Source organism: Paraburkholderia aromaticivorans (assembly GCF_012689525.1).
Lineage (GTDB): Bacteria > Pseudomonadota > Gammaproteobacteria > Burkholderiales > Burkholderiaceae > Paraburkholderia > Paraburkholderia aromaticivorans_A.
Genome location: NZ_CP051514.1, coordinates 1,035,890 through 1,059,424 on the forward strand (window position 1 = coordinate 1,035,890; position 23,535 = coordinate 1,059,424).

Sequence of the window (23,535 nt, forward strand, 5' to 3'; positions counted from 1 at the left end):
TGCGGCAGCTCGCGATTGCGTCCCGGCCCGCGAGTTTCACGTAAGCGGGTTCGCGCGCCAGCGGTCCATAATTCCGCATGCTCAGTCAGGCGGACAGCACGTGCGAGGGAGCCGAACCGTAAATACGGTCTCGGTTTCGTCGGAGTGTGCCTGTATTTCGCCGCCGTGAGCGCGCGCGATCTCCCGCGCGATGTAGAGTCCCAGACCGAGGCCGTCCTTCGAGCCGGTCCGATTTTGCGCGTCCGGACCGCGTTCAAGGGGTTCGAATATGCGATAAAGGGCGGACCGCGGTATTGCGGGTCCCCGATTTCTCACCTCGATGGATATCTCCCGGTCCCCTCCGCTGACGGCCACCTGCACGGCGGCCGTTGGCTCCCCATACCTGATCGCATTTCCCACCAGGTTGCCGAGCATCTGCTGGACGCGCCGCCCGTCCCAAAGTGCCGCGGTTTCGCCTGTCACTTCAAGTTCCACGGTCTGCGTTCCGTGCGCCGCCCGTAGCTGGTCCAGTTCGTCGTCGACCAGGGCTGCAACATCGACCGGAGTCGGCGCCACCCGGATACCGAGCCCGAGCTTCGTGCGGCTGAAGTCCACCATGTCATCGAGCAGTGCCTGCATCCGGGTGCCGCTCCTGATCAAGCGGGCCGCGGCGGCGGAAACGTCCTCGCCATTGTTAAGTTTCCCGAGATGATGTGCAGTCATCTGGATGGTCTGCAGGGGGCTGCGCATGTCATGCCCGAGCATGCCGAGGAGAAGATTGCGCGACCGCTCAACCTGACTGCTGAAGAAGCTTACCGACTCGGTAAGCGCCTGATCGATAGCTTCGTTAAACCGGATGACGTCGTCCAGTTCAAGCGGTTGCACCCTGCCGTTTTCCAGCCACAGCCGCAGCACGGTAGCGCGCAACGCGCGGTACTCCGCGCACAGCTGGTTGATATCGAAGCCGCGCCGGGCGCGCAGCACGGCATGAGTCTGTGCAGCCGTTTCCCGCGGCCCGGCTGCGGGCGCAAGACCCCTCGATTTGTCGACCTGCGCCTGTCTCGTCTGTGGCGTTGACAGATCCCTGGCGACCGCCTCGAGGATCTGGCGGGCATGGTCGCGCAGTTCCAGAGACGACATATCGTTCGCCACGGGCAGCAACGTAGCGGCGAAGCTTTCCCATTCCGCGACGATCGCTTCCATTTCGTTTGAGATGAATTGCGCAAGGCGCATGGCTACTCCGAAGATAAGGTACCGATTGGAGGCAGGCGGCCCGGACCGGATGATCGTACCCGATCCGGCGCAAGTCCGATCGCCATGTCTGCGCCGCCGCCGGACCCGTTCGGGCCCGGCAATTGCTGCAACCGGTGGCTCGTTTCCATCCCGGCGCGTCGACCAGACTGGCGCTAACAAACCTTGATCAGATGAACCACGCTAACCCTGACCCCGGCGAGTTCAGTGCTGTCTGGCTCCGGCTATGGGCCGAATCCACCCAGGATTACTCAATCTGCGCCCTCTCGCCGCAAGGCGTCGTGCTGACGTGGAACCCGGGCGGCCAACGCATCCAGGGCTACCGGTCCGGGGAGATTGTAGGCCAGCCGTTCTCTGTCTTCTATCCGGAAGCGGAGCGCGCCTCCGGCGCGCCCGAGGTAGCGCTCCGGGCCGCAGCCGATTCGGGGCGTTACGTCGTGGAGGGCTGGCGCGTGCGCAAGGACGGGACAACGTTCTGGGCAAATGTCGTAATGACGGCCCTGCGCGACAGCCAGGGCCAGCTTATCGGCTTCGGGAAGGTGGTTCAGGACGTCAGCGACAGGAGGGCCGCTCACGACGCGGTGCTCAGGAGCGAACGAAGCTTCCGCCTCCTGGTTCAGGGCGTGACCGACTATGCCATCTTCATGCTGTCGCCCGATGGGCACATTACAAGCTGGAACTCCGGGGCGCGCCGGATCAAGGGGTACACCGAAAGCGAGATTATCGGCTCGCATTTTTCCCGGTTTTACACGCCGGAGGATGTGGCGGCCGGCGTCCCCTTCCGGGGCCTGGAGACAGCGAGGCGCGAGGGACGCTTTGAAGCGGAGGGGTGGCGCGTGAGGCGCGATGGAAGCCGTTTCTGGGCGCACGTCGTCATCGACGCCATCCACGAAGACGGCGAGCTGGTCGGATTTGCGAAAGTCACGCGCGATATCACCGAGCGCCGGCGCGCAGGCGAGTTGCTTGAGCAAACCCAAAGGGCGCTGTTCCAGTCGCAGAAAATGGAAGCATTGGGAAAACTCACGGGCGGGGTGGCGCACGATTTCAACAACGTGCTGCAGGTGCTACGGGGCAATCTGGAACTGCTTGAAAGCAGGCATGGCCGCGACGGCTGGAGCGCCGAGCGCCTGGGTAACGCTATCGACGCCGTCGACCGGGGTGCAAAGCTCGCCTCACAGCTACTTGCTTTCGGACGTCAGCAACCGCTGGCACCCGTCGTCATCAAACCTTCGCGTCTGCTTCAGGCTCTCGACGACCTGCTGCGACGGGCGTTGGGCGAGACGATCAAGATTGAGTCTGTGGTTGCGGGCGGCCTGTGGAACACCGCTGTCGATCCGCATCAGCTGGAAAATGTGATCCTGAATCTGGCGATCAATGCGCGCGATGCAATGCCGGATGGCGGCAAGCTCACTCTTGAACTCGCCAATGCGACGCTTGATGACGACTACGTATCGTCACTCGATGAGGTCTCCGCCGGACAGTACGTGATGCTGGCCGTTACGGACACCGGAACCGGTATGACCCAGGAGGTGATGGAGCGCGCTTTTGATCCGTTCTTCAGCACCAAGGCCGACGGTCAGGGCACCGGCCTCGGTCTGAGCATGGCCTATGGCTTCGTCAAGCAGAGTGGCGGCCACATCCGGCTCTATAGCGAAGTCGGCGAGGGGACGACCGTCAGGATCTATCTGCCCCGCTCAACCGGCACGGCGGTGGAAACAAAGGCGCGCACACAGGGCACCCTGAAACACGGCAACGAAACTATCCTGGTCGTCGAGGACGATTTGAAGGTTCAATCGACTGTCGTCGAACTTCTTACCGGTCTCGGCTATGCGGTGCTCAAGGCCAACGATGCGGAGCAGGCCTTGACCGTCATTTCGAGCGGCGCACATATCGATCTGCTGTTTACGGACGTGGTGATGCCGGGAGCGCTGCGCAGCCCGGAGATGGCTCGAAGAGCAGTCGAGATACTGCCGGGGCTGAAAGTGCTTTTCACCTCGGGCTATACACAGAACGCGATCGTCCATGGTGGCCGGCTGGATCCGGGTGTGGCGCTGCTGAGCAAGCCATACAGCCGTCAGCAACTCGCCTTCAAGGTGCGGCAGGTGCTGGGAAACAGCGATACCGACGCGATCGAGGCCGGTGCCGCTGATACGCACCCAGGTAATGGCCCCGGGTCTGTCTGGCACCCGGAGAGCCTGCGCATACTTGTCGTTGAAGACGACGCCGCGTCGCTGGACGCAGTCTGTGAGCTTCTCATGCTGATCGGGATAAGCCCGCAGCGCGCCGAAAACGCAGCGGCAGCTTTAAACGCGATCGAAGCCGACGACTTCGACATACTGTTCACAGACGTCGTCATGCCCGATATGTCAGGCATAGAACTCGCGCAGCGCGCATTTACCATTCGTCCAGAGCTCCGGATTATCTTCGCTTCTGGAAACGCAATCCCCGACCACGAGCGATTCCCCTTCAACTGGTCGGCGCTGCGCAAGCCCTATACGCTTGACCAGTTGCGTCTTGCACTGCAGTCGGGTAGCACCCCGCGCACGGACAAGGGTTGACGGAATTGATAGCCATTGCGCGCAACGCCGGACTTGCATGCACGACGGTCATGTGCTGCGAGTGCTGCAGTGGGGCTGCGCCTGGGCCTGACGTCCAACCGCGTTGCTTCTGCTTCCTTATCTCGGGAAGCGCGTTGCCGTCAGGGGCGGGTCATCTGTCCGGATTCCGGTATCCGGTTTCAGCCGTATCCAGGGAAAACGCCGCGATCAGACCGGAAGCGCGCGGCCCCGCGAGGAGGCTAGTCAAGCAAAGGCCGGCCGACCGGCCCTTGCGATACGTTACGGCGGCGAAATGTTCGCGGCCCGCAAACCCTTCGGGCCGCGCTTTGTCTCGTAGCTCGCCTTCTGGTTTTCTGCGAGCGTCTTAAAGCTGTCGCCCCAAACTTCCGAGAAATGAGCAAAGAGATCGTTGCGCCAGCGCCAGGAGCAGCGGGAAGCCAAAGCCGTTTGCTATCGTTGAACGCCCTCGACATTCCCGGGCCGCCAGGAATCAATCCGCCTGGAAATCGACAAGCCGACGCCAGTATTCATCCTGTCGCCCTTCGGGACTTCCTTCCTGCTGCCACAGAACGTAGGCCCGCTCCCGAAGATGCTGGTCGAGAGCCCGATGCCAGTACTCCTCCGCGCGCCCATCGGGGCGTCCATCTTTCTCCCAGAGCAGGTAAGCGCGTTCGCGGACAGCCTGGTCCAACCCCGGCTTCGTTTCCGAATTTTTCTCAAGGTCGTCGCCGTAGGGCGCCATTTGACCGCCCCGAGCCGTGCGCATCCTGGCTGTCAGGGTGCCGAGTTCAGCATCCGGCACAAGCCGGCCGTGCGCTGCCGCTTCCAGGGCCTTGGCCTGATAGGCGGAATCGTCGGAGGCATTGCCCGATCCGCTCAGCGTAATCGGATACGTGTGCAGCACTGCGCCGCTACGATCTATTATGTCAACCAATCGCTCAGTGATGACTGTCTTCCTGGTGTTGTGCGTTTGATGTAGGGGTGGTGGCTCGACTCTATAGTTGAACACCGGCCTGCCCGGCCTGGCAGAGGCAAAACCGCCCGGCGCGATCCGCCTGTCACGCGAATGCTCTGGCGCCGCTCGGGCTGATACGCACACCGCACCAAGGGCCTTTGCAGTACGCCGTGACGAAGTCCTTCCAGCTTTTCGCCGCAGGCGTTATTGCGCAATTTTCATGCTTGATCGATGCGCTTAAGAAACGCCGTGCCCGTTCGCGAACCCGAACGCGTGCAGTGATGCATCTCGGAAGACAGCTATCCCGAAAATTTGGCTTGACTGGAGAAAAACCTGCCTGGTGGCGGAATCACGCGGTCATTAACAGGAATCAAGCGAACGCAATCTGAGCACCGACTAGTCGCGCGTTGCTGTAAATTCGACATGAAACGACGTACGGCTACCAGCGGCGCGGAATGCGCTGAAGATGCGCCGCAAGACCGCTGTTGGCTGCCCGAGGACGCAGCGTGACCCCGGAAGGCACCGGGCGTCCTGGAAGTTGTAAATACGGGCTTTCGAGGGGACACTGTGGCTCGCGTCTGGTTGGTTCCGAATGCATATCGAACCGATCCCCGGACGTTCAGTGGCGCGAATCCAGGGAGGCACTGTGCTGGAATGGGAAGCGGATCTCAAAGGTCGTGCCGAGCCTTTCGCGTGTATCAAATCGGATCTTGCCTTCACGGATCCGACAAAGTTCCTTGACGATCGCCAGACCAAGGCCGACGCCCGGTATATCGTCGGCCGCAGCCCGTTCAAATTCATCGAACACGCGGTCTCTGTCCGACGGCGCAATGCCCACTCCGGTGTCGGCAACGCGCAGATACCAGGCTCCTTCGCCGTGGCGGCCCATCGCCAGTTCGATTTCACCGGCTTTCGCGTACTTTGTCGCGTTCGACAGCAGGTTTAGCGCCACCTGCTTCACCTTGATGCGGTTCGACAGCACCGTTGGCATGTCCGCGTCGAAGCAGGTAGACAGACGTAACCCTTTGGCCACGATAGCGGGTCGGCAGGCCCCGACCAGCTCGTCAAAGAGTTCGCGCAGGTCGAATGGCTCGACCGCAAGCGGGGTGCTGTCGCCCAGCACCACCGAGTACTCGACCATGTCGTCAACCAGCTGCTTCATGTCCGCGGCTTGGCGGGTGGCCATCGCCAGTCCGGCTTCCGCTTTCGATGGCGCGCGTGAAATCAGCTGCAGCGCGATGGAGAATGCGTTCAGGAAGTTACGCAGGTCGTGCGCCACACTGCGGTAATCTGCATGCGCGATTCGTAAAGGTCGCGCACCAGCCGCTGCTTCAATGTCAGTTCGAGGTTTGCCCGCTCCAGACTGCCGGTGTATCCATCAATTTTCCGGTCGCGCTCGGTGACCACTTCCCGGATCGACGTGACGGTGACGAAGCCGAGCGCTTCATCGATCAGCCGCCCGGCACGCCGTTCGTGGCGCCTCGTGAACGCGTCATCCGATTCGGCGAACGTCTCGGCCGCATCCGCCAGCACGTGCCGGAACAGATCCAGCTCGTGAACGAGTCCATCGATGCGATAGCCCTGTTGCCAGCGAACCATTCCATGCGTGCGGGCGTCGCGTTCGATCGCCGGCTCTGCCTGTTCAAGATCCTGCGCGTCGAGCGCACTACAGATCCCGTCCAGGATTTCCGGCAAATGATCAGCGAGTTGATCGTACGTCAGCTTGTCGGCCTCGACCAGGCCCGCGTCGCCGGACACGGCATTCATCCATTTTTCGGTCAGGGTGGTCCGTTCCCGACGCAGAAACCCGGCAAAACTGCGAAGCGGCGCTGCTTGTTTGTCATTCATAATTCGTCTTCGCAGAAAAATGTTTCAACAGAGCGGGTGCGCAGTGACACAGCACCCGCCCGGAATCTCCCTGAACGGATACGAGGGGACGGCTCCCCGAATTTGACGGGGAAAGCAGAAAAGCCGCGAATCCCTACCGTCGCGAGAGGCGACCTGATGTACTGGCCTGTATCGCCGCACGGGTCATTATCCTTCAACCGCGTAGCTGGAACACGCCTTGCCAGACGGTCGGCGGGAACCGAGCACGTAAACCGGGGCGAGATTTTCATGTATCCAATCCTGCTTGTCGACGACGAGGCTGACCTGCTCGCGGCGTAGTATCTGATACTGCACTCAGAGGGGTATGAAGTGCGCTGCCGCCAATGGTGCGGAGGCACTGGAATTGATGCGACAACGCGTCCCTGACCTGGTCATTACGGACTGGATGATGCCCGTGACGGGCGGCGCCGAACTCTGTCGCCGTCTGCGCGCGCAGCCGAACCTGGCACGGGTCCCCATCCTCGTCCATAGGTCGGCTCCGCCCCCGGTGAATGAAGCTACCGCCGAGGGCAATGCCTGGAATGCCTGCCTTCAGAAGCCAGTGCCCATGCAGGGTTTTCTCACCACGGTAGGAAGGTTATGTGCGGGGTGTTGATAGTACATCACACGCCCAAGATCGATTTCGCGACGGCCCGAACGGCCGTCTCGCAGTCTGCGAAGCTGTCGGCTCGAATCACGTAACTCACGTTGTAACACCGGAGAATTCACGCCCCTGAACGCCGGCTTTGCCGGGCACGATATCGGTCACGACCCTGCCGATACAGGGCGAGGTTGACGGACGGTCCAGCCGGAGCTACAGATAGTCGCCCGGCGGTCTGTCCGTGACCCCGCTGGATCGTGCACGTGATCCCGATGTCCTGTCGCGACGGCAGAGTTTTCAGGGGGGCTCAGCGGCAGCCGCAGCGGCCGAGCCCGCGGCCAGAACAGCCGACGCCAGCAGTGCGTGTGAGCGTTTTTGCATGATGCTGCTCCTGTCGACGCGGTGGAGTTGATCCGTGGCTTACCCGGCGCACTGACTGATCCGGGGCCGCCGTTGCGGTGCAGCGCAATCGCCCAACAATCACTGGATGGGCGGCACAACGCCCAGCTTCTCGGCGAGCATGCGCTCATAGACGCCGAAGTGCAGGTCGACTTCCTCCTGACTGACCGTCGTCACGGTGACGTTCACCTGAGTCTTACAGCAGGACCAGACCTACGATATCGCCGTTGGCACGACTGTGGTGGAGGACAGTCTTGCGATGCGTTCGACAATAGGCGCCGGCTGACGGTTTTCAAACCCAAAAAATTTTCACCACTACCCCTTGAAGTTTTCAATGTAGGGTCTATTTTGAATTTCGCTCAGGCAGACGCGCTGTGTTTTCGGGCGCGCTGCGTGTTTCGATTTGTCTGCCAGCAGCTGGCAGGCGGACTGGAGCGCATAGGCCAGTTCGCCTCCATGCTGCATTCAAGGAGGATACGACCATGAGTGATCTCTATTCCGGAACCGACCTGTTCAGCGAATTAGACCGTCTGCAACGCCAGATGGCCGGCCTGTTCGGCGGTCTTCCATCCAGCATCCGTTCCGGCAATGCCGGTGCCTTCCCGCAGATCAATATCGGTGCGACCGACGACTCGATCGAGATCGTCGCGTTCGCACCGGGCATCGACGCCGCCGGGATCGACCTGTCGATCGACAAGCGGTTGCTGACGATTGCCGGGGAGCGCAAGCCAGCACGGCCGGATGCCAGTGGTGACATCCGCGACGACGTTCGCACCTACGCGCAGGAGCGCTTCAGCGGTGCGTTTCGCCGCGTGATCGAACTGCCGCAGAATGCCGATCCCGACAAGGTGCAGGCGCGCTACACCAACGGCTGCCTGTCGATTACCGTTGGCAAGCGCGAAGCGTCGAAGCCGCGGGCCATCACCGTCCAGTAACGCCAGTTATTCGAGGAGCAAGCCATGAACGACAGGACACAGGTTGCTGAACGCAACCAGCAACCGGCAGCACGACGCGGCGGGGACCAGCCGGCGCGGCAGATAACGCTCACGCCCGCAGTTGACGTATTCGAGACCAGTCATGGCATCACGCTGTGGGCGGACCTGCCAGGCGTCGCGAAAGACGCGCTCGAGGTGAAGGTGCCCGACGGCAATCTGTATATCGAGGCCGAAGCGGTCGTGCCGACACCTGCCGGTCTGCGGCTGCAGCACGCCGAGATCCGTGAACCGCGATTCGCGCGTGCGTTCTCGCTGAGCCCGGACTTCGACACATCGAAGATTGACGCGAACCTGCAGGACGGCGTGCTGAAACTGACCATTCCGCGCCGCGACGAAGCAAGGCCGCGACGCATCGAGGTGCAGACAGGCTGAGCCCGGACGATCAGCAACGACGACAGGAGAAAAAAGCGGTGGCGGCCGTGAGGTCGCCACCGCCTGCGTTATAGAGGCACGGATGCAGAACGTAGTGGAAAAATGGTGGCCCCTCGCGAGGCGCAGTCCAGCCACGTAAGCAGAAGCTTTCCACTGGGAGCGCAGAGGGAGATTCAGTTTCCTGTCAGACCGTGGAGGTGGCTACGATGAACAACGACCCGAAAAAGTGGAACCCTTTCAAATTTCTTCGCGGCTCAGGGGGCAAGTCCCACACGGACAGCCCGGAGAGTCAGGCAGCTAGCGAGCAGGGGCGTGCCACGTGGCCCGACATCCAGCGACTTTTCTCGCGTGATTCCCTGCGTGCGATGGAGGATTTTTTTCTCGATCCGTTCGCAGTGCGCGGCACGCTCGAACGATGGTTCGGCGACTTCAGCTCATCGCGTTTCCAGCCGCGCATCGACGTGGTGGACGAGGGGAAGATACTCCGCGTGACCGTCGAGCTGCCAGGCATCGAGAGGGAGGATCTGACCATCGGCGTCGAGGACGGAGCACTGGTGCTGCGCGGCGAGAAAAGGCAGGACGTGCACAGTGAGGAGGACGGCTGCTATCGTCTGGAACGCGCATACGGGGCCTTCACGCGCACGATCCCGATGCCTGAAAACGCCGACCCCGACCATGCTCTCGCAAAGTTTGACAAGGGCGTGCTTACATTGACCGTACCCAAATATGAGCCCTTGCGATCTGCCAGCCGCACGATCGATATTGGCTAGCGTCGGACGGCCCTCTTGCGATTGCAAAGTGAACGGAGGGAAATAGCTCACGCTTCTGAAGATGGATAGTGATCGCCGCGGGTCAGGTCAAAGGACTCGCGGCGATCATTGCGCCTCAAAGTTGCGTCCGGTGCCAGTATTCGTCGGCCCGCGCTTCAGGACGCCCATCCTGCCCAGGGCACGTGAGCCCACTCCCGCAGATGCTGCTCCAGCGCGCGAAGCCAGTATTCCTCCGCGCGTCCGACAGGGCGCCCGTCTGTGATTCTGGGAACCACGGGCTGAATCTCTCCCGGCTGCCTTGGCAGGGCGAAGCGCAAAAAGCGTTGACATTATTGCTCTGTCGCTATACCGTGACCTTCGGAATATTCAAGAAGCCCGATTGCTGATCACCACTTGCCGCCTGTTCTGTGCGGTACTCGTTATCCTCTCTTCTTCCTTGAAGTTTTTGTCGCTCCGCCACGGGGCTATTATTTTTATCTCAAGGAATTCTCATGGATACCGGTACTGTCAAGTGGTTCAACGATAGCAAAGGCTTTGGCTTCATTACTCCTGACGCTGGCGGCGACGATCTTTTCGCTCACTTCTCGGAAGTGCGTGGCGATGGGTTCAAGACGCTCACAGAAAACCAGAAGGTGAGCTACGAGACAAAGCGCGGCCCGAAGGGTATGCAGGCCGCGAATATCTCGCCGCTGTAACGTATCCTGGGGTCGGTCTACCGGCCCTTTGCATGTTTGCCTGACTAGAATCCTCGCGGAGCCATGCGCTCCCGATCTGATCGCCGAGTTCAGCGTGCGCATCATTTGTCTTTTCGACACGATCCGTCTCGCCCATTTTCTATTTTTTACGCTTGTACGGCATGAATGTCGTGCGGGCGTCGCCCGGTTATCGCTTATGCAAAATAATAAACATCTTCACCACTACAATGGTTATTCAGTCTCCCCCTCTGCGCATCGGTTACCGGACGGCTGGTTTGCCGCTAACCTTATGCTGGTAAGGGGTGACGCCCTTGACGCAGATCCGGTTTCCTACAAGTTCCACGCGCTCGACTATTTCGATAACGAAACGCAGGCCCTGGGACACGCTACGACCTGGGCACGTGACTGGGTCGACAGTCGCGGTTAGTCGACATTCATCCTTCGTAGTAGCGGCAGGATGGACGGCGTCGAGAATCGACTGGCCGTCGGTGCAGTACCCGTCTGATCGCAACGATACACAGCAATAGCACCTCTGACCGGATGGACAGGTGTCATTCAGGCGACACCGCTTTGACGACTCTTCCTGGTGTCGTCACAGATTGGCGCGCAGAATGTCCGCCGTATGATGCGCCTCACGACACACGATGCCTGCCACACCCGCACCAATCGTATTGTTTCGCACAGCGTCGCAACGAGCGCCTCAAGGGTGCCCGGGCCCGCACCAACCAGAACGTCACTCAACCGGATCACGGGATCTGGTCGCCTGATCGGCACAACGCTATTCCCGTCAATCGCAACACAAGGAACAAAGATGGCGTTACTGGTCATGCAGGTCGCGGTACGCGGCGAACTGGTCGAGGTTTTCGAAATGCCGGTTGATGATGTCGACGGCCACCGGATGCTCGCTGCCGCCAATGAGGACGAACGGGTGATTCATCCGTCGGGACAGGCGATCGAAGACGGTGAGGTCTGGATTGACCTGATCGACGGAGATGGCGAGACGCTGTTCGATCAGGTGGCGTGTTTTCACCGGGCGGATGCTGCCGACGCGCTGCAGGTTCATTTTGGCATGAATGTCGAGGTCGTTAAGGATTGCCTTTCAAAGTCGAATATCGCCTCGCTCCATGCAAGGCACCGTCTGGCGACCCAGGCCTACTTCCGCAAGGTTGACCGTCTTGTCGATTGCTCACTGGTCGGCTCCAGGCAGAGCAATCGCCGGCGTGTCGGTGATGCCAGTGTCATGGATCTCGTGATAGAACTTCGCAGGCGGCTGGACAGTGCTGTCACCCAACTTGCACTGAGCGAGCTGCCAACGCCCGTGCAGGCCGCAGCGCAGCAGCTGAGGGATGCGACAGGGACCTACGTGGGTGCAGTTCAGCGCCTTTGAAGCGGAGTCCCGAGGCACATTGTGGAATGTGAAGGAACAGTATGCAAAGAACGGTGAAGTATCGCGGGCTCGAGATTTATATTGAGCTGGTGCCCACGTCCGAAGACATGTTTGACGCGTGGTTCCGCATAGAGGGGCCGACTCATGCGCCGGGAGTGGCGGCGGCAGGTCAGCGGATAAAAGTTCACGGCGGCCCGTTTTCGAGTCGTTGGGCCTACTTCGTCGCGGAGATCGCTGGCCAGGCGTCAATCGACGTCATCCTCGGCCCTGGCGAATAGTTTGACACCGGCAACGCGATGAGCGGACCTCCCTGTCGCACGCGAATCAGAGAACCGATTTACAAGGAAACAGGTTTCATGGATGAACGCAAGCGGGACAGTATGATTGCCTATCTCCGTCACCGCATGGAGGACTTCGGGATCAGCCCGGATGATCTGGCCTCAGCACTCGCGGCCGCGCCTGAAGCTGGCCGTTACCGTAGCGCGAATGGCGATAGCTGGAGCGGCGAAGGGCCGATGCCTCAATGGCTGAAGCAGGCAATCAGTGCGGGACAGTCCATCGGGCACTTTGAATTGTCGTCAGGTTCCGTTTCCAAACCATCTTTGCGAGCAGGTGCGGACTGGGCGAACGACCCATTCGCAGGCAGTCCACTCGCGCGGTCGGCCCCCCGTTAGAGCACCCTTCGGGTTTTTCGGATTCTGTGTCTGATCGTCGCCGATCGAATGACCGCGATCGCTCGCATTGATCAACAGTCCGAAAAACACCACGACATATCTGCTCTCGCCCAGATTAACGGCGATGGAATGACAATGTGTCTGCCGGCAGGCAGTGCCTGGTTAGCGTCGAGCAGGACATCCGGTTTACCGGCAAACATCCTGGCCAGTCGGCGAGCGGCTCGGCCGCCGTTGAAACAATCCGTGCCATCAGGACGCAGTGCCCCTAACGGTTGCAGTACGTCACCAATCGCCAGCAGATCGGCAACGTATCGGTCGATCTAATCGATTACGTCCGCGATGTGATCAACAAATGGCTCATCGTGCGCGCGGACCATCAGCCCGGCGCCGTTGACGAGCGTGTGGGCAATCCTGAGCAGGCGCAGCAGATCGACGCGCAGGCCTTCCGGATCGTGAAGACCGGTACGTAGCTCATCGAGCGGATCGACGGCGTCCAGCATCCGCGTCGTGTCATGGCCCGATCCCAGTGTTTCGAGCGGGGGCGTCCAACTCGACATAGGGCGTCGCAGTCACCGCGGCCCCTGCGCTCATGCAGTCGTTATTCTTCCCGCTCACCTTGACCGGCAATATGATCGCCGGTACCGCGCTGGTGGCGATGACTAACCACGGCTACATCGCAGCGGAAATAAAGGACCCGGAGCCGCAGCGCTGATGCGCCTCCGCCCGCGCAATTCGCAAGCGCTCTAACGTGCGTTGTGTGGAAGGCTCTTATGAATCGCCGTCGCGGCAATGGCCGCTTCGCCTGAGGCGACGCTGATCTGATTGAGCGTATTCACGATGTCGCCGGCCGCGTAGAGATGTTCAATGCTGGTACGCTGATGCTTGTCAGTTCTCACCATTCCGTCCTCGTCGCGCTCCACTTCGAGTCCCAATACGTCGGTCCGAGGATGGCAACCCATGACGGGATAGACCGAGTCGAAGCGGTGAATCACTCCGCCCAGGCCGATGATCTGCACTGCCCGGTCAGCGCCCTGAGGTGCTTCGAGTCTCGATAGCGCGATCAAACTGACGCCACTGGCGGCAGCCGAATCCACTTCTGCGTCCGATAGGGCGTCGAGGTCAGACGCCACCACCGACACGTCGCGCGAAAATGTCCGCATGAAAACGGCGTGCGATAGCGCACACTTCGCCGGTCCCAACATCGCGACGCGCTTGCCTTCATTCTCATAACCGTCGCATATCGGACAGAGGCGGAACAGGCCGGAGCGTGTCAGCTCATCCGCGTTGGGCACCGACGGCAGTCCGTCACGTATGCCCGCGGCGAGCAAAACACGCCTGGCGTAAACCGGGCGCGCTGCTTGTGTGTCACCGCCTCGCACTGGACGATAGTCGATCCGGAAACCATTGCTGACAGCCTTGATGGCCTCCACCTTGGCATGTTCGGGCGCCACGTCGTACGGCGTGAGCTGTTCGCGCACGTTCGCCAGCCAGGCTTCACCGCTAATGCCCGTCGGAAAGCCTGGCACGTTGCGCGCAACGGGGATAAGCCGCGCGCGACTTTCGCCGGCGTCAAAGACTCGCATCGTTCGGCGATAGCGAGCAAGATAAAGTGCCGCGGTCAAGCCGGCCGGCCCTCCGCCTACGATTACACAGTCGATCGAACAACTCATCGGAAAGCATCCATCCTGAGCACAATGCGTATCGCAGCCCGCTTCAGCCAGCCGCTCGCTACAGACCGCGAGCGTTGCTGGCAGTCAGGTCGTCACTGGTGCATCCTCAAGCATTTCAGTTGCAGATGATATGTCGCCGATGGTGGGATCGCCAGCCCTCGACTGCTCATGCTGCCCGGCGGTCATCCGATCGACTGCCTCCACTATTTCACCGGCTACCGCGTAATGCACCATATGCCCGGCCTCGGGAGCAACAGCCAGCGTGCTGTGAGGCACCGCGCCGTGCAGCCGGACTGAATTCGATTCAGGGTCGACGACCTTGTCCTTCGCGCCGGCAAAAATACTGACTGGTATCTTCAGGTCGGAATAATGAGCACGCAGCTGCGCCGCGGCCGGGATCATTAACGCGGCGTCCTCGGCCTCGGCCCTGATTTGCACGGGACGCAGCAGCATCTCACGAGGAATGACATCGAAGAAGTCGGCTGGCACGGGCGCCGGAGCGAACATCACTTCCACGCTGCGCTCGAGCGACAGGCGAGCGGTCAGCGGCGATACGGTATAGCGCAAGACATCCCCGAGCACGGGAAGTGCCGCGGGCGCCGCGAGCGCAACATCGGCGCGCGCGCTCGGGTAGTAGTAACCGGACACCAGCACGAGTCCGCGCACGTCAGCGGCACTGCCGACCGCCATGCCAAGTGCGACCAGCGTGCCCCACGAATGTCCGAGTACGATGGGTTGCTCTACGCCCAGCCGCCTGAGCGCCTGTTGAATAAGGGCGGCCTGCGCCTGCGCGCTCCAGAGACGGTCGCGGGGTCGCCCGCTGTAACCGAAGCCCGGCCGGTCAAACGCAATCACCCTGTGCCGCTCGGCTAACCGGTCGATCAGGCCGCTACCAACGAAGTCCTGAAGTAGCACCGCATTGCCATGCAAGAGCACGACGGCAGGTCCTTCGCCCTTGTCGACATAATGAAGCGGTATTCCGTCGACCTCGACGAAGCTCCCGATTGGTGGATTATCGCGTTCGGCTCTACGCGCACGATATTGAACCCACAGCGCACTGACGGCTGCGGCAGTTGCGGCTGCTGCGAGCGCTCCGACCGTTTTCGGGGAAACAGCGACCTTGCTGAATGCGCGACTCATGATTTCTCCTGTAATGGCCACGGACGGAGGACGATCTGCTCGTGGAGAAGACCGGCCGCCCTGCCGTAGCCCGTAGATACTCGATGATTCGGTCGCGCCGATTCGCGCGGCCAACATAGACTCCCAACCTTCTTCAGGCGCGCAACGTTCATGCCGCGACCGCGCCCTGACAGCGGTGCCGTCCGTAACGAGCGATTGCTTGCGTACCGTCGACTACAGCACGCGGCATACAACGGATACGCGTCAAATTTTCAAACTGATGCGAACGTCCACGCAAGTTCGGCAAAGGGGCTGCATTCAAACAGATCTGCACGTGAGCATCGACCGTATATTTCCGATGGCGCGGGCAGGATTAAAGTCTTTCGGACAGACGACGACGCATTTCATGGTGGTGCGGCAGCGAAACAGCCGGTACGGATCCTCCAGATTGTCGAGGCGTTGAGCGGTGGCTTCGTCGCGTGAGTCGACAATGAGGCGGTAAGCCTGTAGCAGACCCGCGGGGCCGACCAACCAGTCAGGATTCCACCCGTACAACGGACACGCAGTCGAGCAGCATGCTATTCTGCACACGGTCAGCCGGGCCGCGTTCGATCGAATTCTGCTGCAGACGCGGATGACTATCGACATCCGGGTCGTACCTGTAAATGTCGAAACTTCGACGACCACTCGTGACAAATCTCCAGGCCGGAGGCGCCGATCGCGACGAGCCCGACAGCTGGCGACCGTTTGGCCGTTGTCTATATTCGGACGACTAAAGATGCCGCTAATGCGCCGCGACGCGGGATTATTCTGGCTGCATCCCAGCTCCGAGCGGCGACGCGTCGAAGCAGGCCAGCAATGCCCCAGGTCCCGGGGTACACGGCCACGCAGCCGCCAGCTCGAAGACTGCCCTCCGTAAAGCCGCCACACAGCAGGCCCATGGTTTGCATCCCGGCTTTCCCGGCCGCTTGCGCGTCGTACGGCGTATCGCCTATCGCCACAGCACCGGTCGCGGCGATCCCAGTTTTTTGAGCGCCACTTCGAAGATGTCCGGTGCGGGCTTCGACTTCGCCGCGTCGGTCGATGACGTGGATTCGTCGACCAGTTGCGAAATTCCAGCGATATCCAGGTAAATCTCGAGTTCTTCCTTTTTCGCCGACGACGCCACCGCTACCTTGAGGCCGCCGTCGCGAACGCGACGTAGCAAATCCGGCACCGCCGAAAACGGGCGAACCATCGGCAGGTACTTTGTTGTGAATCGCTCGCCGCGCCATTTTTCCAACGCGTCGCCATAGTCCTCGCGCTGCGCGGAGGAAAGAAAAACCGGCAGAAGTTGGTCGCCACCCTTGCCGATCTGGCTGCGTGCCTGCTCGAACGTGACGTTATGCCCGAAGCGGGCGAACGCCTCTTGTCAGGCGCTCGCATGCAGATCGACAGAATCGACCAGCGTTCCGTCGATATCGAAGACCGCAGCCTTGATCATGGCGAATTACTCCAGGTAAGAGCTCGGCGGCAGTTATGTGGCTGTGTTCGCGGGTCGAACGCTTCCGTTCCGTTCCCTCTCTACCCTCCCGCACGGCCTTCAGAGGGGCTGCGATCCTTGTCTACCTGTCGGGGACGCGTTCGCTCCCAGCCCGGGGCTCCGACCCGACGGATCGTGGCCTTCGCCTGGCAGGAGGCGTGCCCTTCCGACGAGCGCGCGTGCGCGCATGGTTAGCGGCGCGCAACTGACCCATCTCCGCCCCTTCGGCTGAACTGCGCGTCTATCACTCCGCGATCGGAGCCCGGAGGCTTCCCTGAACAGGCTGGCGAGTCAATCGGGCTTCTTCAGTCCGCTCGGATTCTCGGGCCCACCGCGGGTGACACCCTGGTCGGTCGGAGCGCTTGCGCCGCGGCTACCAGACTTCGTCGTGGGCCGTCCGGAGGCCGTTGACGCAAACTGGGGCGCGCGGATTGCGTCGGGCATGCGTGGTCGATCGCCGCCCTGAGGCGCCTGCGAGACGCCAGCGGCGCGGGCCGTCCCGGAACCACTCGCTCCCGTTTCACGGGCCGCACCTGTCTTCTGCGCTGAGCCGGTCGCCGCAAAGGTCGATATCAGCGCTGCAGCCACGAAGCTTTTAAGGAGGACGTTCATTTCCATCTCCATCATCAGGTGAGTACGCACCCATCGGTTTGCGTGCGCTTTAAACCAACAAGTTACTGCTGACGCACCCGAGGCTTCTCCCATCAAGCCGACAGAAATCCGCTGAACCCTCACTGATGCGATCTGATGATCAACGCGACCGGAATAAATGCCAGCATCTCGACCGGAGGGAACGCCCGTCGTGTTTCACGCCACTGCAGGGCTTCGATGAAATTGCGGTGCCCAGGCACACATCGTAAAGGACGCTCACTCGGGCATCCCTTCTTCGGGAGATCGCCTCCATCTGAAATTTGCAGCCTGTGCGGCGCGCGAGCAGGGTACGCCACGCGCTCTTCACTGGCGGCGCTTTGATCTTAGCTCCACCTGGCGATGACGGGATCCGCATTTTTCGTTACCCGACAGAGTTGCAATGGAAGCCGTACTGAAAGCGCCGGCCTTGCCAATGTGTGCGTCAACGAATCGTCGAGTTAGGTCCAACTTTTGCGCAGCATCTAGCAAGCCGTGCCGGTGCACAGCCAGCGCTTTGCGGCGAGGCGTGGTTCTCAACTTTCATGCCGGCGCATTTCCCCGTGCGGGCTGATCGCACTCACCTGAGGAGCAGACAATGGAAACGACGAAAGCAGAAGGAACGCTACGGGAGGTTGCGGGCGACGTGCAGCAAGCCGCCGGTGATCTGCTGGGCAAGGCCGGTGAACAAGTTAGCGGGACAGCGAAAGAGTTGAGTGGTAAGGCGCAGCGACTCTATGCCGATTTTGCAGACCTCGTGCGCGAGTCCACTGTCGAGCGGCCGTTCGCCGCGCTGGCAATTGCCGCAGGCGTGGGCTTCATCCTTGGCGCGTTACGCTCCGCGATTCGCGCAAGGCCCGATCACGACCGAAGCGACTGGAGAGACCGCGAATAAGACTATTCGCGTTGCCTTCGACGAGGCCTGAAAGGTGAAGACGGCAAACCCCTGGCGTGCGGCCGCGACGTCCGCGCAACACGCCAGTCCCGAGGAGTCCGCAATGTCCATGCGTTTAAAGGTCACGAAGTGGCGCAACATCGGCAAGTTTTGCGTCGGGCGAGTCACCGATTATGGTGAGCTCCTCGGTGTCGAACTTGAAGAGACCAGGAAACGTCTGGTCCGCGAATTGAGCGCACTTGTCGCCCTGGCCGTCGCCGGCCTGTTCACGCTTTCATTCTTGTGCATTGCGATCATCGCGACAGCGTGGCGAACCCCTTACTTCCTTCCCGTGGTCTGGGGCGTTGCCGCGACGTGGCTGGTTGTTTCCTTTGTCTCCCTGCTCTTCGTCCGCTCGCAGAAACCTGGGCGTTCGCTTCATCTCCTGCAGGGGGAACTCCGGAGCGATCTCGACACGTTAAAGGAGGCGCTAGAATGAACCGCGCATCTATCAATCGGGAAGCCGAGACCGCCATCCTGCTGCGCATGGCGGAATCGCGCACAGCGTTGCTAGCCGCAAATAGCACCTCACCATCGGTCCCGGCCGTAGGCGGACAGACGCCGTTTTCTGCGGCCGGCCTGATCGTTTCACTGGCAGACGCACCGCGCGTCACTCTGCTGCTGGCGTTGTGCGTCGGCGCAATCGTCCTCGGACCTCGCCGGACCATCATTATTGCCAGCCGTTCGGGGATCACCGCGTGGCTACGTGGTACCGTCCGGAAGGTCATCCTCAGGCATGCGTGAGTTGGACACTGCCGCTCATACCGCGCTACGGTAGCGTAGCGTATCGACCGACCTGGCTGTCGCGCGCGAACAGGCCTCATCCCTCACCCGGCCCGCCGGGTAGCATTCTGCTGCCGGCTTTCCAAGGGTCCTTCTGGCCAGGACGGCTCCATCAGCGATGTTGACCCCCGTCGACCGGTAGTGAATTCGGGTTTGTACTGCGCAAAGCCGTCCGTCGCCTTGCATGGCCCTTCTCGTGCGTGCGCCCAGATTGACGAACGTATATTGCCAGTCGTCACCGTCGACCGTGATGTTCGCGAAATCCCCGAGTACTTCGACGACGGCCCGGTCGCGCGTGTCCGCCGTGAGCGTACTTCGGCGCAGGAATGCCCTCGCGCCAGTTCAAGCGCGTCAGCCGTGCGGTCAAAGTGAACGTGGCGTATTGCACGCCCGCACCAGATTTACGCCGCGCGCTTAAGGAAACCTTAAGATTATGCCGAAGCTGTTGCACGCAAGGCAGTGTGCCTTTCCGTGACGGAGTCTTGCGCGTCGACGATGACGCTTGGTGCACTGGTCGAGGGGTCGGCCAATTCCGCCCGCCTGTTTTTGGCGAAACAGGCGCCCATGGTGATCGCTTATGCCGGCTCCTAACTACTCCTTCACGGCAAGATCGGGAAGTACCCGGTCACGCGCACCTGTCGCGGGCACCATGCATTGCAGCCGAACGCGGTGGATGTCCGCACAACCGCTGCGGCGGCGCAGAAGTAACGACGCCGACGAATAGCAAGAGATTCCCAGTCCGGTAGCGCGAGGGCCAGCATAGCTCGTGAGTCCTCGCGCACCGCGGACCCGCTAACAGTGTCGTGGCCCGATTCCTGCGCGGCTCTCCGGGAACCGGCTGGAGTCCATCATGAGAACTCGCATTTTCACCTACGTCGAATGTTCGTGTGGACATCGGGGGGCACTCATTGAAAGCGCCGACCCGGGCGTTCTCCCAGACGGGTGGTATCAGGCGTGGCTGCGCAAGTTGACCCACGCGGGGACATACGACGGCGAAGACGGACTGTTCGCCGAGCTGAGGCCCGGGTGCCCGGCATGCGGCCGAAGTCTGGGCCCGGATGATGTCATTGGCCGCAGTGAGTTGCAGGGGACCGGCGAAGTGTTGCGGCTAAGAGGCGGGTCAAGGCCGTCGGAAGCTACGCTCAGCGTCGGATGCTGATAGCGGAGCAAAGGACGGCCGGCGGGTGGCTTCCCGATGTGCAGCGCGCCCCGACTTTCGTAAGACCGACGGCTCGTCTTTTCATCCCCCGGAAGTGCGGGTTTCGATGGGGACCGTCAGCGATCGAACTGATCGGGCGGGCTGCCGTTTGCGGAACGCTGATTGCTGGTGCACCCTTGCCAGATAGTGACTGTCTCAATCTTCTCGCAGGCGCACTGAGGGTTCAGGGATGAATCACCAACACATCGAAAATGAGCTTTCTTACCTGGAGCGGATGCTGCCGCACTTCGCTCATGGACCTTTCCCGATTGCTTACTGGACCAAACGGATAGACTCACTGAAACCGTCGAACGAAATTCGAAGTCAGCATCTCCGGCTGAGTGAATTGAAGAAAAAGGTGCGTGAATTGTAGCGATTTCCGTCGCGGTTCACGTTCAACGGCCTCTCGCATAATTTTCCCTGGTGACGCTTATTCTGGCGTGCCTGCGTGCCTTGCAGCGCAGCCGCCGCGGTTCATTCATTATTGCGACGGACATCCGTCGATTCGATTCATATCCGATAATCTGCAGCGATCGCGCATTGAACGCCGCGGCATTGCCACGACGTGCAGTTGACAACTGCAATAGCGTGCGCCCCCTGAAAGCGCATCCACTTGTGGGCGGGCACAGTCCGCGACCCGGCGACAGTCGGACGTACATCCGCCGGAAGAATCGCCGCCCGCCCTGCTGTCGCACGACTACTTCCCGGGTTGTGTCTGCCGTGACGGACGCCCGCCTCGCAGGCAGACAAGGCCGGCGAGCGATTGCCTTCCAATGTCCCTTGCAACTGTGCGGCTGCGACCGTACATACCGCCAGGGACGGCAAAGTCCGGAAACGCCGATGGGCGGCGACTGGCCTGCACCAGCAGTTCGGCGGCGCAACCTGGACGCAGGGCGTTGAGCATACGGTCCATTCGAAGAGCGGATGCGAAGCCCATGCCGCGCACGATTCAGCCGTCCATTGTTGATTGCTGCGCCAGTGCCATGTCGCTTTCCTCCGGCCATTTGACACATTATGTAGCGCAGTTGACAACGCCTGGTCCGTTCGGCGCCGGCGGCCCCGACGGGCTCGTCTGCCAGAGCATTTTTGCCCGGTATGTGTGGCCGCTTCCGATCGGCACAAACCGGACTGGGAGGTCAGCTGACGACCTTGTGCACGAGACCTTGCGGAATGGGAATTCTGGCAGACCACATCCAGCGGATGCGCGCATTCTTTCGTCTATCGTAGGCAGGAGATCAAACGTAAAAATCGCATCACGGCATGGCCCAGTTGTGGCGCCGGCCACATTTCGACGGAGCCGCGGGCGACCCGTTTAATCGCCTGGCGGGCCCGACCGCGCAAATGTGCGACGCGCACCCGGCGCCAGAGACGGTCAGGCGAGAAGTCGGCAAAACGAGCCTGATTCTCCAGGAGCAACTTGCCGCCGGGTAAATGAATGAACGAACAGCAGCGAAACCACCTTACATCACGGTAGTTGTTGCCCGGCCAATGACGCCCAACCGCTTGGTGGGCGCCGACTTCGATGAGCGCCTGTCCGTCGTCGACCAGCGCATTGAGCGCCGCAGAAATGAATATTTCGTCGCCGTGATGCTTCACGCGCTCGCTCTCACTGATGTAGCGCCCGCAACTGACACGCGCGCGCGTCACGAGTCGGCGCAACGAGGCAGGCGTTGCGAGCAGAAATTCGCCGCCGTACCAACGCGGGTTTCTGAGGCGCTGACCCGCTACGATTTCAAGATCCTTGATTACGTTTCCACTGCCATACGCCGGAAACACCTGATCTGAAATATCGTACGCGCCCAAGCCTGCTTCAGCGCATCGCTCGATCAGATTGCGGTCGAGCGGAAGCATCGCCACGATGTCGGCGTCGAGCAGCAGCATCATTGCGCCGACGGGCAACATAGAGGCGACCTGGTCCATCAGGTCCAGTTTGAAATGCGCCGCGTAGAACGGTGTGCTCTTCGGCAACTCCATCGTCGCGATGAGCATAGCCACTGCTGGCCGACTCTCTGGCATCAGGTTCTCGAGCCGCTTCGCGACGAGCTGTGGCGCATTGGTCATAATGGTCAGCGTCGGCATGCCCATGCGCCGCAAGCTGTTATTCAGGCAGACCGCCTGGCTCACATAGGAGAGTGGATCACGATTTATCGAGTTCGGACCGGGCGTCGCGTCGACATCCACATACACGAGTGTGCAGGGAAAAAGAATCACATTGCTCCTTACCAAAGTACAAGACGGTTGATGACTTCTTCGCGCCGCATCCGCGTCTGGACCACGCCCGTTTCGCGCCGCCCGGAAAGCTGCGCAAGGGTACGGCCGCCGGTCCGCGGATGCCTTCCCGGCGGCGCCAGCTGGAGCGGGCGACCGTTTCGCAGCGCTGAAATGTGGCCCAACGGTGCACAGGGTCTGGACTACCTATCGTTTCACCTCCTGACATTCGTTTTCCGCCAAAACGAAGCGTGGAAATAACCAGTGCGATTTCGGCATTGCATTCATGCGGACCGCCCTCCGCGTTGCCGCAGGATAGTTCTCCTGTCAACTCTTCCCATTGACAGGCACATCGATTCAGCGGAAGGGCAAGGTCCATGTTGCGCATAGAGAAACAACTACAAAGTGTGAGTCAACCGCGCTTCGTGCGCGGTAAGACGGTGGCGCGCACCATAAATTATCTGGCGCCAGGCCTGCTCACATGGTCGAGACGCGGTAATGGTTTGCTAACAGAATCGGGGGGGTTCTCTGCTGAACGGACCGGACTGCAGCCCGCACTACTGCGCGAAATGAGATCGTCCAGACCGTCGTCACGGTGACAGTAGCCATCGGCGAAAACAGCGCGACCCGAGCCGCGCCAGAGGCGATCGACGCTGCTCCGCCAAGTCAGATGTCCCGATCACTTCGCTTCAGGGCCCGCTGGTCCCGTCGAACACACGGTCGCGCGTATTCTCTTTGTTCGAGTTCGGTCGCCCTTGCGAACATGCGGTCGGCGCGCCCGAAGTTGCCCGATGCGGGAACCATCCCGTGCGCTGCCCAACGATCTGCTCCTACGCGGCCGCCATAGGGCGGCAATCCCACTGCCGCGGCAATGACTGCCAGTAGTGACAGCCACGGATTGACGCCGCGTGGTCGCCGCGCGAAGGCAGGAAGTCGGGAAATGGCCTGTCTCCTATCCGTCGCGGCACACCG

The 23,535-nt window shown here is 61.1% G+C and carries 23 protein-coding genes and 3 pseudogenes; 15 read left to right on the forward strand and 11 right to left on the reverse strand.

Annotated features, from left to right (window positions below):
* Positions 1–81: 81 nt before the first annotated feature.
* Positions 82–1,212, reverse strand: coding sequence for a sensor histidine kinase (locus HF916_RS04810; protein ID WP_168787998.1), 1,131 nt, complete (start codon positions 1,210–1,212; stop codon positions 82–84).
* A gap of 191 nt (positions 1,213–1,403) precedes the next feature.
* Between HF916_RS04810 and HF916_RS04815 the strand changes: the two genes are divergently transcribed.
* Entirely contained in the window at positions 1,404–3,788 is a 2,385-nt protein-coding gene (locus HF916_RS04815) for a hybrid sensor histidine kinase/response regulator (protein ID WP_168789005.1), read from the forward strand.
* A gap of 279 nt (positions 3,789–4,067) precedes the next feature.
* Here HF916_RS04815 and HF916_RS04820 read toward each other — a convergent pair.
* The 3 genes and pseudogenes from HF916_RS04820 to HF916_RS04830 all read right to left on the reverse strand — a co-directional run bounded on the left by HF916_RS04820 (position 4,068) and on the right by HF916_RS04830 (position 6,591).
* Positions 4,068–4,261: pseudogene (locus HF916_RS04820) on the reverse strand (cold-shock protein).
* Positions 4,262–4,278: 17 nt separating this feature from the next.
* Positions 4,279–4,692, reverse strand: coding sequence for a DUF2934 domain-containing protein (locus HF916_RS04825; RefSeq protein WP_240975363.1), 414 nt, complete (start codon positions 4,690–4,692; stop codon positions 4,279–4,281).
* A gap of 670 nt (positions 4,693–5,362) precedes the next feature.
* Positions 5,363–6,591 (reverse strand): annotated as a pseudogene (locus HF916_RS04830) (sensor histidine kinase).
* 385 nt (positions 6,592–6,976) lie between these two features.
* On the opposite strand from HF916_RS04830, the gene HF916_RS04835 reads away from it, so the two are divergent.
* From HF916_RS04835 to HF916_RS04875, 9 genes are all read left to right on the forward strand, one after another.
* Entirely contained in the window at positions 6,977–7,225 is a 249-nt protein-coding gene (locus HF916_RS04835) for a response regulator (protein ID WP_240975406.1), read from the forward strand.
* Positions 7,226–8,091: 866 nt separating this feature from the next.
* Positions 8,092–8,544 (forward strand): Hsp20/alpha crystallin family protein, encoded by a 453-nt coding sequence (locus HF916_RS04840; protein WP_168788000.1) that lies wholly within the window; start codon positions 8,092–8,094, stop codon positions 8,542–8,544.
* Positions 8,545–8,568: 24 nt separating this feature from the next.
* Positions 8,569–8,976: an Hsp20/alpha crystallin family protein gene (locus tag HF916_RS04845; protein ID WP_168788001.1), complete on the forward strand. Its 408-nt coding sequence runs from the start codon at positions 8,569–8,571 to the stop codon at positions 8,974–8,976.
* A gap of 206 nt (positions 8,977–9,182) precedes the next feature.
* A complete protein-coding gene (locus tag HF916_RS04850; RefSeq protein ID WP_168788002.1) occupies positions 9,183–9,746 on the forward strand; it encodes an Hsp20/alpha crystallin family protein in 564 nt (187 codons plus the stop codon).
* A gap of 491 nt (positions 9,747–10,237) precedes the next feature.
* The gene (locus HF916_RS04855; RefSeq protein ID WP_168788003.1) at positions 10,238–10,441 is read left to right on the forward strand and encodes a cold-shock protein; all 204 of its coding nucleotides are present in this window, start codon (positions 10,238–10,240) and stop codon (positions 10,439–10,441) included.
* 196 nt (positions 10,442–10,637) lie between these two features.
* On the forward strand, positions 10,638–10,868 hold the full coding sequence (locus HF916_RS50400; RefSeq protein WP_168789007.1) for a hypothetical protein: 231 nt from the start codon (positions 10,638–10,640) through the stop codon (positions 10,866–10,868).
* Positions 10,869–11,252: 384 nt separating this feature from the next.
* Positions 11,253–11,828, forward strand: coding sequence for a hypothetical protein (locus HF916_RS04865; protein ID WP_168788004.1), 576 nt, complete (start codon positions 11,253–11,255; stop codon positions 11,826–11,828).
* Positions 11,829–11,869: 41 nt separating this feature from the next.
* Complete coding sequence (locus HF916_RS04870; protein ID WP_168787694.1) at positions 11,870–12,106, forward strand: hypothetical protein; 237 nt, start codon at positions 11,870–11,872, stop codon at positions 12,104–12,106.
* A gap of 78 nt (positions 12,107–12,184) precedes the next feature.
* Complete coding sequence (locus HF916_RS04875) at positions 12,185–12,502, forward strand: H-NS histone family protein (RefSeq protein WP_168788005.1); 318 nt, start codon at positions 12,185–12,187, stop codon at positions 12,500–12,502.
* Between the two features lie 320 nt (positions 12,503–12,822).
* Here HF916_RS04875 and HF916_RS50405 read toward each other — a convergent pair whose 3' ends face one another.
* On the reverse strand, positions 12,823–13,002 hold the full coding sequence (locus HF916_RS50405; protein ID WP_240975365.1) for a hypothetical protein: 180 nt from the start codon (positions 13,000–13,002) through the stop codon (positions 12,823–12,825).
* An 89-nt stretch (positions 13,003–13,091) separates the two neighbouring features.
* On the opposite strand from HF916_RS50405, the gene HF916_RS51415 reads away from it, so the two are divergent.
* A complete protein-coding gene (locus tag HF916_RS51415; protein WP_277352271.1) occupies positions 13,092–13,214 on the forward strand; it encodes a hypothetical protein in 123 nt (40 codons plus the stop codon).
* A 31-nt stretch (positions 13,215–13,245) separates the two neighbouring features.
* Here HF916_RS51415 and HF916_RS04885 read toward each other — a convergent pair whose 3' ends face one another.
* From HF916_RS04885 to HF916_RS49775, 5 genes and pseudogenes are all read right to left on the reverse strand, one after another.
* Positions 13,246–14,172 carry an NAD(P)/FAD-dependent oxidoreductase gene (locus HF916_RS04885; protein ID WP_206001784.1) on the reverse strand — a complete coding sequence of 309 codons (927 nt, stop codon included), beginning with the start codon at positions 14,170–14,172 and terminating at the stop codon, positions 13,246–13,248.
* Positions 14,173–14,256: 84 nt separating this feature from the next.
* Positions 14,257–15,312, reverse strand: a complete 1,056-nt coding sequence (locus HF916_RS04890; RefSeq protein WP_168788007.1) for an alpha/beta fold hydrolase — start codon at positions 15,310–15,312, stop codon at positions 14,257–14,259.
* A 297-nt stretch (positions 15,313–15,609) separates the two neighbouring features.
* Positions 15,610–15,870 (reverse strand): annotated as a pseudogene (locus HF916_RS50410) (4Fe-4S dicluster domain-containing protein); the annotation flags it as partial.
* Between the two features lie 179 nt (positions 15,871–16,049).
* The gene (locus HF916_RS51935) at positions 16,050–16,292 is read right to left on the reverse strand and encodes an HAD family hydrolase (RefSeq protein ID WP_431311380.1); all 243 of its coding nucleotides are present in this window, start codon (positions 16,290–16,292) and stop codon (positions 16,050–16,052) included.
* The gene (locus tag HF916_RS49775) at positions 16,283–16,645 is read right to left on the reverse strand and encodes an HAD hydrolase-like protein (RefSeq protein WP_206001805.1); all 363 of its coding nucleotides are present in this window, start codon (positions 16,643–16,645) and stop codon (positions 16,283–16,285) included. Before HF916_RS49775 ends, HF916_RS51935 begins: the two co-directional genes overlap by 10 nt.
* Before the next feature lie 1,393 nt (positions 16,646–18,038).
* On the opposite strand from HF916_RS49775, the gene HF916_RS04905 reads away from it, so the two are divergent.
* The 4 genes from HF916_RS04905 to HF916_RS49780 all read left to right on the forward strand — a co-directional run bounded on the left by HF916_RS04905 (position 18,039) and on the right by HF916_RS49780 (position 20,728).
* The gene (locus tag HF916_RS04905) at positions 18,039–18,335 is read left to right on the forward strand and encodes a CsbD family protein (protein ID WP_168788008.1); all 297 of its coding nucleotides are present in this window, start codon (positions 18,039–18,041) and stop codon (positions 18,333–18,335) included.
* 103 nt (positions 18,336–18,438) lie between these two features.
* Entirely contained in the window at positions 18,439–18,813 is a 375-nt protein-coding gene (locus tag HF916_RS04910) for a phage holin family protein (protein WP_168788009.1), read from the forward strand.
* Entirely contained in the window at positions 18,810–19,118 is a 309-nt protein-coding gene (locus HF916_RS04915) for a hypothetical protein (protein WP_240975366.1), read from the forward strand. Before HF916_RS04910 ends, HF916_RS04915 begins: the two co-directional genes overlap by 4 nt.
* Positions 19,119–20,545: 1,427 nt before the next feature.
* A complete protein-coding gene (locus tag HF916_RS49780; RefSeq protein WP_206001785.1) occupies positions 20,546–20,728 on the forward strand; it encodes a hypothetical protein in 183 nt (60 codons plus the stop codon).
* Positions 20,729–21,573: 845 nt separating this feature from the next.
* Here the strand turns inward: HF916_RS49780 and HF916_RS04920 are convergent.
* A complete protein-coding gene (locus tag HF916_RS04920; RefSeq protein ID WP_240975367.1) occupies positions 21,574–22,566 on the reverse strand; it encodes a hypothetical protein in 993 nt (330 codons plus the stop codon).
* Positions 22,567–23,535: the final 969 nt, after the last annotated feature.

Bases quoted from the DNA above. Each gene is read 5' to 3' on its own strand.
- HF916_RS04810 (WP_168787998.1), bottom strand. From the start codon at position 1,212: ATGCGCCTTGCGCAATTCATCTCAAACGAAATGGAAGCGATCGTCGCG.
- HF916_RS04815 (WP_168789005.1), top strand. From the start codon at position 1,404: ATGAACCACGCTAACCCTGACCCCGGCGAGTTCAGTGCTGTCTGGCTC.
- HF916_RS04835 (WP_240975406.1), top strand. From the start codon at position 6,977: ATGCGACAACGCGTCCCTGACCTGGTCATTACGGACTGGATGATGCCC.
- HF916_RS04840 (WP_168788000.1), top strand. From the start codon at position 8,092: ATGAGTGATCTCTATTCCGGAACCGACCTGTTCAGCGAATTAGACCGT.
- HF916_RS04845 (WP_168788001.1), top strand. From the start codon at position 8,569: ATGAACGACAGGACACAGGTTGCTGAACGCAACCAGCAACCGGCAGCA.
- HF916_RS04850 (WP_168788002.1), top strand. From the start codon at position 9,183: ATGAACAACGACCCGAAAAAGTGGAACCCTTTCAAATTTCTTCGCGGC.
- HF916_RS04855 (WP_168788003.1), top strand. From the start codon at position 10,238: ATGGATACCGGTACTGTCAAGTGGTTCAACGATAGCAAAGGCTTTGGC.
- HF916_RS50400 (WP_168789007.1), top strand. From the start codon at position 10,638: ATGCAAAATAATAAACATCTTCACCACTACAATGGTTATTCAGTCTCC.
- HF916_RS04865 (WP_168788004.1), top strand. From the start codon at position 11,253: ATGGCGTTACTGGTCATGCAGGTCGCGGTACGCGGCGAACTGGTCGAG.
- HF916_RS04870 (WP_168787694.1), top strand. From the start codon at position 11,870: ATGCAAAGAACGGTGAAGTATCGCGGGCTCGAGATTTATATTGAGCTG.
- HF916_RS04875 (WP_168788005.1), top strand. From the start codon at position 12,185: ATGGATGAACGCAAGCGGGACAGTATGATTGCCTATCTCCGTCACCGC.
- HF916_RS50405 (WP_240975365.1), bottom strand. From the start codon at position 13,002: ATGCTGGACGCCGTCGATCCGCTCGATGAGCTACGTACCGGTCTTCAC.
- HF916_RS51415 (WP_277352271.1), top strand. From the start codon at position 13,092: ATGCAGTCGTTATTCTTCCCGCTCACCTTGACCGGCAATATGATCGCC.
- HF916_RS04885 (WP_206001784.1), bottom strand. From the start codon at position 14,172: ATGAGTTGTTCGATCGACTGTGTAATCGTAGGCGGAGGGCCGGCCGGC.
- HF916_RS04890 (WP_168788007.1), bottom strand. From the start codon at position 15,312: ATGAGTCGCGCATTCAGCAAGGTCGCTGTTTCCCCGAAAACGGTCGGA.
- HF916_RS04905 (WP_168788008.1), top strand. From the start codon at position 18,039: ATGGAAACGACGAAAGCAGAAGGAACGCTACGGGAGGTTGCGGGCGAC.
- HF916_RS04910 (WP_168788009.1), top strand. From the start codon at position 18,439: ATGTCCATGCGTTTAAAGGTCACGAAGTGGCGCAACATCGGCAAGTTT.
- HF916_RS04915 (WP_240975366.1), top strand. From the start codon at position 18,810: ATGAACCGCGCATCTATCAATCGGGAAGCCGAGACCGCCATCCTGCTG.
- HF916_RS49780 (WP_206001785.1), top strand. From the start codon at position 20,546: ATGAATCACCAACACATCGAAAATGAGCTTTCTTACCTGGAGCGGATG.